The organism is Microcoleus sp. S13_B4, from assembly GCF_036700885.1.
In the GTDB taxonomy this organism is placed as follows: domain Bacteria; phylum Cyanobacteriota; class Cyanobacteriia; order Cyanobacteriales; family Microcoleaceae; genus Microcoleus.
Genome location: NZ_JAUBPU010000059.1, coordinates 25,677 through 36,988, shown reverse-complemented (window position 1 = coordinate 36,988; position 11,312 = coordinate 25,677). Strand labels below are relative to the sequence as shown.

Below are 11,312 nucleotides of genomic sequence, written 5' to 3'. Positions count from 1 at the left end.
CTGGCGCGCTTACCATCGAACCAGAATTTACAGCCCACCCGCACCCCATGTGACAGTTGGGGTGCGGAATGTGGGTTCTAAATTTATATCGCCCTTTGCCAGTTTGGACAACCTGCGCCTAGCAATAGTTAGCACTCCACGTTCTGGCAACACTTGGCTGCGGAAGCTTCTAGCATCAATGTACGATTTGCCTCAAATAGCCGTGCACACGCCTAGGGAAATAGCTTGGCAATCTCTGCCACCAAAAGTAATATTACAAATCCACTGGCGGGATACTGATAATTTTGTTTCACTGCTTGGAGAAAATGGATTTCGCCCAATAGTTATTGCCCGCCACCCTCTCGATGTCTTGATTTCAATTCTGCACTTTGCAACTTACGAATCGCAAACTGCCCGCTGGTTAGATGGTGAAGCTGGCAGCGAAATGTCTATTATTAATAAATCCCCGCTCTCTTCGGAGTTTATCGATTATGCTGTAGGTAAGAGATATGCGGCCCTTCTCTCTATTAGTACGGCATGGTGGAATAGAGAAAACACTTGGCAAATTCGCTATGAAAATTTGGTCGCTGATACTGCCGACGAACTATCTAAATTAACCCAACAACTGGGGCTGAAACCGGCGCGTCCAATATTAGATGTGATTCCCCTTCATTCGCTCGCTTCTTTAAGAAAAACTGCTGCCAACAATCACTTCTGGCAAGGAAAGTGCGGACATTGGAAACATCTGCTCACAGCAGCAGTTGCGCGGCGAATTGCGCTCTCCCGTCAAAGCGTGCTAAATGAACTCGGATACGTTTGCGATCCTAATGAAAATTTGACAGAAGAAATGGTGATCGCTACTTGGAATTCTCTTGCAGTAAGCGCAGTCAACTCCTAATATAGCGGTTTTCATTTGAATGCTAAGCACGCTCGGTAATTGGTAATATCATACCAAATCCGACTTTAATACCTCTTTATTTTTTAGTTTCTAAGAGCTAGGAAGAAAGTTCGTGGAGTTTGACCACAAAGAGCTAATGACTTGTTTGATATCAGAGTCGAATAACTGCAATTAAAGTTCTAGATCCAAAAGATTAAACAGGTAAAAAGAAAGCACTCGCTCATCGATAAAAAGCTAAACTATCCCGATCGCCCCTTGCGTCTTTTTCTTAATATTTCTTTACACCCAACTATTTATTTATGTCCGACTACTTATTAGTTAGTTGACGGTTGACTGTTATTAGTCATTAGTGGTTAGTCATTAATTATTTTTTGATGATTGCTGAGTATAGTTGGCAGCCCACTTCTAAATACTTAGTTGCTAGACAATGACAACTAAGTATTTAGAAAAGTTAACAGTCAACCGTCAACCGTCAACCGTCAACCGTCAACAGATTATTCATCATCATCAAAAGCTTGACTGCCGCCACCAACTGCAACTAAATCAATTTGCTGGCGGTAGTAGTCAACGCTCTTGACTTGAACTTCTACCCGATCGCCCAAACGGTACTGATTGCGGTTTTTCCGGCCCACCAAAGTTTGCTGGCGCGATCGATATTCGTACCAGTCATCCTTCAGCGAAGAAACGTGTACCAGTCCTTCAACTCGCAGGATGTCGCTCTCCGGCGGCCGCACCTCAATTTCCACAAAGAAACCGTAAGACTGCACCCCTGTAATCAAACCCTGGAAAGTTTGCCCGGTGCGTTCTTTCATCAATCCGGTTTTCTTCAATCCCTGCAAATCGCTTTCGGCATCCTCAGCAACCCTTTCGCGTTCCGTCAGGTGTACCACAGCCGATGCAAACTCTGTCTCAAATTCGTGGTGCAAATCTGGCGGGAGAACATTCCAAGTAATTTGACCGTGACAGGAGGAATGGTGCAAGTCAACTTTTTCCTTAGCCCGTGTTGTGCGGCTGCTGCGGCCTTGCTCGAACACCGCTTGCAACACCCGCAGTACCAGCAAATCGGCGTAGCGTGAAAGCGGCGAAGTGCAGCGCGTGTAACCCTCTGACAGCCCCAAACCGAAGTGTGGCTTAGGAGTGGTGCTGTAAACAGCGGGCTTCATGGTGTCTTCTAGCAGGTAGGTGAGAACTCTTTCGGACTTAAGGCCGGCAAACTGCTGGGTAAATCGCTGAAAGTCCAAGGGCAAAACTTCTTCTTCGGTTTCGAGATACAGTTCGCCTCCGAGGTTGTTCGAGAGTTTGATGAACTCTTGAATGTCTGCCGGGTCCGGCATCGGCTGGACGCGGTAAATTGCTGGGACTCCCAAGGCTTGCAGGTGGGTGGCGACAGCTTGGTTGGCAAGTACCACCAACTCGGAGACAGCCGACTGGGCGGGGGGAGCGACTGCAAAAGCTCCTAATTCGCCTTCGTCGTCGAAGTGAGAGTTAGCGTCGGGCAAATTTAGTTCAAAAGCTCCCCGCTTGAGCCTTGTCTGTCTGGCTGCCTGTGAGGCGACACCGAGTTGATCGAGGAAAGGACGGAGGGCGGAGGATAAAGGGTGCTCTTCGGCATCGCCTGGTTCGAGAATTGCTTGAGCTTGCTCGTAGGTGAGGTGGTAGTCAATTTGAATGACGCTGGTTTGAATTTCGTATTCTAGGAGTTCTCCAGATTCGTCTAGGGTGAGCAGTATGCTGAAGGCCAGCCGTTCGCTGTCTGGCAGCAGGGAGCAGCGCTCGTTGAGGAGTTCTGGCAGTACGGCGATGATTTTTTCTCCCAGATGGGCGGCAGTGCCTCGCTTGCGGGCTTCGCGGTCGATCGGGGTTTCTGGCTGCACGTACTCGGCGGCGTCGCTGATGTGGATTCCTATTTGCCAGCGGCCGGGCTTCAGGGTTTCGATCGACAAAGCGCGTTCTACTGGCGGATCGGAGAGGAATGATGTTGGATCAAACTCGTTTTCGCCTCCCCCCTCAGAGGGATTTTCCTCCTGGGCTTGAGGAGCATTGTTTTCGCTGTTGCTTGTTCCCGGTTCGTTTTTGCTGAAGCTAACAGTCAGGATGTTACGCAAGTCTAGCCGTTTTTTGATGTCGGTTTTTTTGACTTTGCTGGGCAAATTTTCGGCTGCTTTGATGACTGCGGCGGGGAACGATCGCGGCAAGTCGTGTTTGCAGCATACGATGTCGAGGTCGTCAGCGGCTTCGGCGTCGGAACCGAGTACCTGTACTACTTTGCCGACTGGCCGATGGGTGCCGAGAGGGTAGCGTTTGACTTCGACGTGTACTAGGTGGTCGATCGCCTCTTGGAGATTTGTACCATTTGCGAGCAAGTCTAGTTCAAACAACAGGCGATCGTCCAGGGGGATTGCTCTGTAGCTGACGCGGCCGGTGGGGGTGGCGGTTTGCTTGACTCGCGCGAGTACCGAGGGGTTGGCGCGTTCGAGGATGAGCATGACTTCGCCTTCGGGCGAGCGGCGGCGGCTACCTTCTTTGATGATTTTGACTAAGACTCGATCGCCATTCCAAGCTGTCGAGAGGTGACTTTCCCGCACATAAACGTCTTCTGAGCCTTCGGCGTCTTGAATTGCAAAGCAAAATCCTTTGCTCGAACAGCGCAGTTTTGCTTCCACTACGTCGTCTTCAGCTACTCGGCGATAGCGGCCTTTGTCTTTGACTAATATGCCAATTTTCTCTAGAGCTTCTAATGCGATTTGAAGTTTGAGTTGACTGGTGGCGTCGTTGCAGTCGAGTTTTTTCTCCAATGCTTTAGGAGCCACTAATTTGTCTTCTGTAAAATTTGCCAGCAGTGCAGCGATAGAAAATTCCATGTAGCGATCGATCCTCTTGTTTCCAGCAATTAGTCTAAATTTTGGCGAAATCAGCCGCACCCCCTCGGGCCCTCGCAGTGCCTGCTTCCCAACAAATGGGCGGATTAATAGGTGGGGACGCGAGCACAGCCACCTTGTTTGATCGCGAGGTTTTTTTGAGATTCTCTCCCGACACCGGCTTCGTGCTTTGTCTGCTGTCTGTCTTGAACTGACTGCTGACGGTGCAGAAAAATGTCCCGCACGCTATTCCCCAATACAATTTTTTAGCGTTGGTTTGTTTGCTTTTAGGTCAGCAGCGCTGAGCACTTCGCGAATTAGAAAGCCCCTGTCGGTTCTTAAAAGATGGCTCGATACTGAAAGCGACGGCTTGAGTCGAGGATGAGCCGATGGAGGGATGGAGAGGGAGAAAATGTGCATTTCTGCCTTCTGCCTTGTTCCTTCTGCCTTGTTCCTTCTGCCTTTTGAAGTGCCTCTTGCTTTAGCAAAGAACTTACCGGATCAAGGCAAAATTGCTAGTAGCTCGCTGCTGCGATGCCCCTGTTTTTTGCACGCGATCTGTCCTTGCGGACGGAGGTGCAACGAGCGGGCCGGGAGCAATCTGTGCTGTAGAAAGTGCAAGGTACACAAAACCGGAGACTTTTACTACTTTTGCTTAGTTGCTGTGTCATCTCCTAGAGATAGAAATGACGCCCGATGCTTGTTAGCTAAAACCGCTGGATGTGGGATGGGGTTTAGTGGCGTGTAAGGTTGCGCGGATGACTCACCTTTAATTTATTGTATGTTGAATAGGTGCTTTCAGAAAATTGTTTTCTCTGGGCTGTACTACACTTAAGTCATAAGCCCCTCCTGGTTTCGGGGTCAAAAAATTATGTTTGCTGAATTTCGCGCCCTTTATCCCGCTGGACAGTTAATCTGTGAGTTGCTGACTGTTCATCACGGTAAGTTTGTTGTTCGCTGTCTGGTTCAGGTTGACGGCAAAACTCTTGCTACGGCTATGTCGGCTGCTGAGTCTGTTGAGGATGCTGAAGACCGCGCCCGGTTGCGAGCGATCGCTGTCCTTGGAGTTGCTGCGCCCGATCGTGCGATCGCGAGTGTTGAGCCGGCTCCGGTTGCTCCGGTTGCTTCGGTGGCTGCTGTTCCCCCGGTGGCTGCTGTTCCCCCTCCTCCCGCTGTTTCCCCGGTGGCTGCTGTTCCCCCTCCCCCTCCTGCTGCTGTTCCGGTTCCTGTTGCGCCGACAAGTGTTCCTCTTCCGGTTCTAGAAATGCCTATTGCTGACAAATTGCCGGGAACACATCAAAGCAATTTTGTCAAGACTGAAGCGCAATTAAATGAAGAGCCGATCGCACCTGTACCGGAACTGCTGCCTCCAAAGGTCGAGCTGACGGAGGCTAGTGGATTTGTACCAAAGCAGTTAGACTCGGACGCTTGGCTTTCTTCTAGCTACGGCGAACCACTTCAGGAACTGGAGGTGCCGACTTCTAGCCCAAGTGAACTGCTACAGGGTGCGGCCGAAGTCAGGGAATTGCAACCGATCGCAGTGGGAATTCCGAGCGATGCGATCGAGGATAATTCTGATACGATCGCCCAAATAGACGCCATCCTCAAACGCCTGCAATGGAAGAAAAAACAGGAAAGCGACTGTCTCGAACAAAATTACGGCAAGTCGTCGCAGAGAGAGCTTTCTAGCGAACAGTTGGTAGATTTCCTAGAATATCTGGAAATCTACAGCAGAACTACTGAGGAAATCAAGCGGTTGAACTGGACTCCCAACCAAGGAAAAGATTATCTCAAACAAGGTTATGGCAAAGAAGCGCGCCATTTCTTAAATCAAGTAGAATTGCTCGACTTCCTGCAATATCTCGAATCTTTGCCCTAGTAAATATGTAGGGTTTCTAGGTGTGATGTTTTTTTAGGAAAAGCTACATATAGCAGTTTTCAATTGTATGAAATACAGTAAGGAGTTAACTATGACGCCGTGTCATGCGCCCCAGCATTTGTACTTCAATTAACCGAAAACTGCTATATGCAACTTAAAAATTAAAAATCAAAAATGAGGAAATATTCTTCATTTTTGATTTTTAACTTTTCATTTAGACGACAGCGGCGATCGGGCGGCTGGCGGAAGGACGGCGATCGATCACTTGATCGACTAATCCGTAGTCCTTTGCTTCTTCAGCGGACATGAAGAAATCCCGTTCAGTATCTTCTTCAATGCGGGAAAGCGGCTGACCGGTATGGTTGGCAAGATGTTCGTTCAGGCGGCGTTTGTGGTACAAAATCTCTTTGGCCTGAATTTCAATATCGGTTGCTTGTCCTTGAGCTCCGCCTAGAGGTTGGTGGATCATAATCCGGGAGTGAGGCAAACTCATCCGCTTGCCTTTAGCGCCCGCACTCAACAGGAAAGCGCCCATGCTGGCGGCCAAACCGAGACAAATAGTGCAAATGTCGGGGCGGATGTGGTTCATCGTATCAAAAATGCCCATACCTGCTGTTACCGAACCCCCTGGGGAATTGATATAGAGGTAAATATCTTTCTCGGGATCTTCGGCGTCTAAAAATAGCAATTGGGCAACGATCAGGTTAGCTAAGTCAGAGTCAACCTGTTGGCCCAAGAAGACGATGCGATCGCGCAGGAGTCGCGAGTAAATGTCAAAGGCGCGTTCGCCGCGACCGGATTGTTCTATAACTGTTGGGATCATTGACAGGGCCTGCCTATTACGTATCTTTTTTTTATTTTAGCGATTTGGGTTCATTTGTAGTTACGGATTCCCGGCGCGCGATCGGCTTTTACGCGCAAAATCCTTAAGCTGGGATTGGTTGAGGCATTTGGGCCGTCGCACTTTCTCGATTCGGAAGCTCGATCTGCTTTTTCTGCTTTAGACTAATTCAATACTCCGGAGAGGTTTTAGATAGGGATGCGATGCCTACGGCAAACTTCGCTAACGCAGTACAGCACAGAAGCGAAAAAGTGAGTGGAATCAAAGCTAAAAACAAACAGAAAAAAAGGCATTATTTTAAGTTAAACTAAAAAACACACCAGCTTTTTAGATGGTTGGCTTATGAATATTATTAAATCAATAATACAACAAATACAGCGATTATTCAACCCCAAGACAAGTTTTTAGTGTTTTTATATTCAACCCTTTTGCTCGTTTATGGTTCCGTTAAACTGACCAATTTCAGTCGTTAGAGTTGTTTAAATGAAAAAACTGCTCGTCGTCTGTTTCGCTCATGGTTTAACTTTTCACAATTTAATCAATGCTGCTTAAAAACTGTCCAGACTATTGTTAAGGGAGATCGGTCTGTCTACTTTTTGACAGATATTGAGTATGATAGATACCATGTCCTTAAAGTGTATGAAATCTTCTAAGAGTAACGATTAATCGTTGGGAGAATCGACGGATTCAACCCTCACCTTTGGCATTAAGGCAAATTCGGACGCGGGTTGCGGAAGTGGGTCAATCCTCTTCAATCGTCATTCGAGAGGGCAGCAAACAGCTTTTAGCTCAGTATTTTCAGCGAGGTAGAGTGTGTGATTGATGTGGTAGATGAGGCTGCTCGTAAAAATTTATTTGCAGGCGATAGCGAGATGGCGATGCTGATGCGATCGCACGATTGGTCGCAAACACCACTGGGCGCGGTCGAAACCTGGTCGGACAGCCTGAAAACGGCTGTGCAGATTCTGTTGACAGAACTCGATCGCACCCAGCACCCAGAAAAGACGCAGCTAGAATCCGATCTGCCGCAGAAACGCCAATCAACAAATGCCTTGTATCAAACTGCCCAAGCCGATGCGTTTCGAGTCAAGCTCACCAATGCGCTGCGCCCGCTGACTGATGCTAATGAGATTCAGGCGATCGCAGCCCGTGTTCTGGGCGAGTCTCTAGGCGCAAGCCGCGTCATTTACGTTGAAGTGTTACCAGGCGATAAAGAGCTTATCGTTCATAAAAACTACACGAACAGTGTTGCCGAATTGAGCGGACTGTACCGTGTGGAAGACTTTGGGCGCAACCTGGCAGATGACCATCGAGCGGGGCAAACGGCGATCGTTCCCGATGTGGCAAACTACCCTAAATACACAGCCAGCCAGAAGGCAAGGTATCACTCGATAGATATTGCCGCGCATATTGATGTGCCACTGATTAAGAACGAGCGATTCGTCGCGTTGCTAGCGGTGCATCAGGCAAACCCTCGCCAGTGGAGGGAAGACGAGGTAAGACGAGTTGAGGAAACCGCAGAGCAAACGTGGGCAGCCGTTGAACGTGCCCGTGCTGAAGCCGTTTCGCTTGAGAGTCGCACCGAACTCGAACGGCAACTGCGAAAGTTCGATGCGATCGTCGGTGCAATTCCCGATTTTATTTACACCTTCAACCTGTCAGGACGGTTCACTTATATCAGTCCGGCGTTGCTCGATCTTTGGCAGAAAACTTCGGATGAAGCTTTGGGAAAGAACTTTTTCGAGCTGGATTATCCCACCGATTTAGCGACTCGACATCAGGAACAGATTCAACAAGTCATCAAGACGCGCCAGCCGCTCAAGGATGAAGCACCCTACACTAGCGCGATCGGTACGCGCACCTATGAATACATTTTCGTGCCGCTTTTAGACATAAACGGCGCAGTCGAAGCAGTGGCAGGCGTGACGCGAGACATGACCGATCGCAAACTGGCAGAACAAGCCTTGCGCCAAAGCGAGGAGCAGACTCGCAATATTCTGGAGAGCATCGCTGAAGCCTTCTTTTCCCTGGATGAAAACTGGCGGTTCACCTACGCCAATCGATCTGCCGGGGTACTGCTCGATCGCACTCTAGGGGATTTGATTGGCAAAAATTTATGGGAAGAATATCCAGGACTGATGGGCAATGAATTGGCACAGGCTTACTGGAGCGCCATGCGCGATCGGGTGGCTGTGTCAATGACTGGGTTTTACCCTGACCACAATCGTTGGTACGAAGTTCGCACCTACCCCGCCCCAAAGGGCATCACCGTTTATTTCAGGAATGTTACCGAGCAGATTCAAACTGCGGCAACTCTGCGTCAATCGGAAGAACGCTACCGGACGCTATTTGAGTCGATCGACGAAGGCTTCTGCATTATTGAGATGCTCTTTGATGAAAATGATAAGCCCATCGACTACTACTTCTTAGAAGTTAATCCTATCTTTGAGCAACAAACGGGACTTCAACAAGCAGTCGGTAAAACGGTGCGTCAGTTAGTTCCAGATTTAGAAGATTATTGGATTCAGATTTACGGTCAAGTTGCTCTCACGGGTGAACCGACTCGCTTTGAAAATGGCTCTGAAGCAATGAACCGCTGGTTTGATGTCTATGCCTGTCGTATGGGTGAGCCAGAGACGCGAAAAGTCGCCATTGTCTTCAAAGATATTAGCGATCGCAAACTCTCAGAAGAAATTTTGCGGCGAAACGCTGAATTTAATGCTTTCCGCGTCTCTCTCGCCGACGCACTCCGCCCCCTTGCCGACCCAGTGGAGATTCAGGCTACAGCCAGCCGCGTGCTGGGCGAATATCTCGGCGCGAACCGGGTGGCGTACTTCGAGGTTCGCGGCGCTGATTACGTCGTTGAGCGTGATTACGTCAACGGAGCCGAAACAATGGCTGGCAAATACGCGATTGATTCGTTCGGCCCAAAGCTGCTTGCAGCGTACCGCACGGGTTGCCCTGTGGTCGCATCCGATGTGGAAGCCGATCCCAACCTATCTCCAGAGCAGCGATCGGCCTACGCCGCGAGCCAGATTGGGGCATACATCGGTATACCCCTGGTCAAGGAAGGCGAGTTTGTAGCGGGGCTGGCAGTCCACACATCCGAGCCACGAGCTTGGACGCTGGACGAGGTGTCTCTGGTGGAAGAAGTTGCCGAGCGTACTTGGGCGGCAGCCGAACGCGCCCGCTCCGAAGCAGCCTTGCGCGACAGTGAGGAACTAAAGCAACGCATACTGGAAAGCAGTCAAGATTGCATTAAAGTCTTAATGCTCGATACCGAAATCGTCTATATCAATCCAGGCGGGTTGTGCCTGTTGGAAATCGATGATCCGTCACTCGTTCTAAACACCAGTTGGCAAGATATCTGGCAAGGTAAATATTATGAAAATGCCAAGGCCGCGATCGCGGCTGCCAAAGCAGGCAATACAGGTCAGTTGCAAGGCTATCTTCCCACTTACAAGGGCACCCCGAAGTGGTGGGACATTATTATCACACCCGTGCGGAATACCACTGGAGAAGTGACGCAACTTTTAGCAATTTCACGTGACATCACGAACCAAAAGCAAGCTGAAGCTGAACTGGAACGAATGCTGGCGCAAGAGCAAGTTGCACGAGAATCTGCCGATCGCGCTAACCGAATCAAAGATGAGTTTTTGGCGGTGCTCTCCCATGAATTGCGATCGCCACTCAACCCGATTCTCGGCTGGTCAAAACTATTGCAGCAGAGAAAATTGGACGCGGCAAAAACCAAAACGGCATTAGAGACGATCGAGCGTAACGCCCGACTTCAGGTGCAACTGATTGACGATTTGCTGGATATCTCTCGGATTTTGCGCGGCAAACTGATTTTAACCGTGATGCCCGTCGATCTGAGTAACGTCATCTCAGAAGCGCTGGAGACGGTTCGATTAGCCGCAGAAGCGAAAGCCATTCAAATTTGCACAACGATTTTACCCAGTGTTGGCATCGTAATGGGCGATGCTGCACGGTTGCAGCAGGTGGTTTGGAATCTGTTATCTAATGCAGTTAAATTCACACCTCAGCGGGGACAAGTCGCTATCACTCTAGCCGTGGATGAAACCCACGCTCAAATTGAAGTTACCGATACTGGAAAAGGGATTCACTCTGATTTCCTGCCCTATGTCTTCGAGCATTTCCGGCAAGAAGATGGAGCCACTACGCGCAAATTTGGGGGTTTGGGATTAGGGTTGGCGATCGTGCAGCAAATTGTGGAATTGCACGGGGGAACAGTCGCGGTTGATAGCCTTGGTGAAGGACAAGGAGCTAACTTTACAGTTCGCATTCCACTTGCGCCTCGCTCTCATGAATTGCCCGCGATCGAGCAGCCATCCGACTCAACCGGAGATTTAAGCGGCATTCACGTCTTAGTTGTGGATGATGATACAGACTCACGCGAGTTTGTGGCGTTTGTTTTAGAACAAGCGGGTGCGATCGTCACTAACGTCGCCTCTGGAATCGAGGCACTGCAAGCGTTTCCCCAAGCGGTTCCAGACATTATTGTGAGTGATATTGGAATGCCAGAAATGGATGGCTATATGCTCATGCGTCAGATTCGCAGTCTGCCGCTTGAGCAAGGCGGACAAATTCCTGCGATCGCCCTCACTGCCTATGCTGGGGAGATGGATCGACAGCAGGCGATCGCAGCAGGCTTTCAACGTCACCTTGCCAAACCTATTGACTCAGATGCAGTGGTTGCGATCGTCACCGAATTAGTATGCTCTTGTAGTTAATTTAGTAATTAAACAATATAGTCAGCCCGAGTTTTGCCGTGGTATTCACCGACAATACCCAAAGCCTTTTCAAGTAGATCGGGCGCTACCCAGAAAAGAGGTA

At 49.4% G+C, this 11,312-nt stretch carries 6 protein-coding genes; 3 read left to right on the top strand and 3 right to left on the bottom strand.

Annotation, left to right across the window (positions count from 1 at the left end):
- The coding region (locus tag QT994_RS22655) for a sulfotransferase domain-containing protein (RefSeq protein ID WP_333178449.1) at positions 1–877 on the top strand (877 nt) is incomplete at its 5' end.
- 494 nt (positions 878–1,371) lie between these two features.
- Here the strand turns inward: QT994_RS22655 and QT994_RS22650 are convergent.
- On the bottom strand, positions 1,372–3,738 hold the full coding sequence (locus tag QT994_RS22650) for a ribonuclease R family protein (protein ID WP_333178446.1): 2,367 nt from the start codon (positions 3,736–3,738) through the stop codon (positions 1,372–1,374).
- Between the two features lie 104 nt (positions 3,739–3,842).
- A complete protein-coding gene (locus QT994_RS22645; RefSeq protein WP_333178443.1) occupies positions 3,843–3,980 on the bottom strand; it encodes a hypothetical protein in 138 nt (45 codons plus the stop codon).
- Between the two features lie 626 nt (positions 3,981–4,606).
- On the opposite strand from QT994_RS22645, the gene QT994_RS22640 reads away from it, so the two are divergent.
- Positions 4,607–5,614, top strand: a complete 1,008-nt coding sequence (locus tag QT994_RS22640) for a hypothetical protein (protein WP_333178440.1) — start codon at positions 4,607–4,609, stop codon at positions 5,612–5,614.
- 214 nt (positions 5,615–5,828) lie between these two features.
- On the opposite strand, the gene clpP is transcribed toward QT994_RS22640, so the two are convergent.
- On the bottom strand, positions 5,829–6,461 hold the full coding sequence (gene clpP / locus QT994_RS22635; RefSeq protein ID WP_333047400.1) for an ATP-dependent Clp endopeptidase proteolytic subunit ClpP: 633 nt from the start codon (positions 6,459–6,461) through the stop codon (positions 5,829–5,831).
- Between the two features lie 866 nt (positions 6,462–7,327).
- Between clpP and QT994_RS22630 the strand changes: the two genes are divergently transcribed.
- On the top strand, positions 7,328–11,209 hold the full coding sequence (locus tag QT994_RS22630; RefSeq protein ID WP_445243938.1) for a PAS domain-containing protein: 3,882 nt from the start codon (positions 7,328–7,330) through the stop codon (positions 11,207–11,209).
- Positions 11,210–11,312: the final 103 nt, after the last annotated feature.

Excerpts from the sequence above, each read along its gene's own strand:
- QT994_RS22650 (WP_333178446.1), bottom strand. The coding sequence starts at position 3,738 with ATGGAATTTTCTATCGCTGCACTGCTGGCAAATTTTACAGAAGACAAA.
- QT994_RS22640 (WP_333178440.1), top strand. The coding sequence starts at position 4,607 with ATGTTTGCTGAATTTCGCGCCCTTTATCCCGCTGGACAGTTAATCTGT.
- QT994_RS22630 (WP_445243938.1), top strand. The coding sequence starts at position 7,328 with ATGGCGATGCTGATGCGATCGCACGATTGGTCGCAAACACCACTGGGC.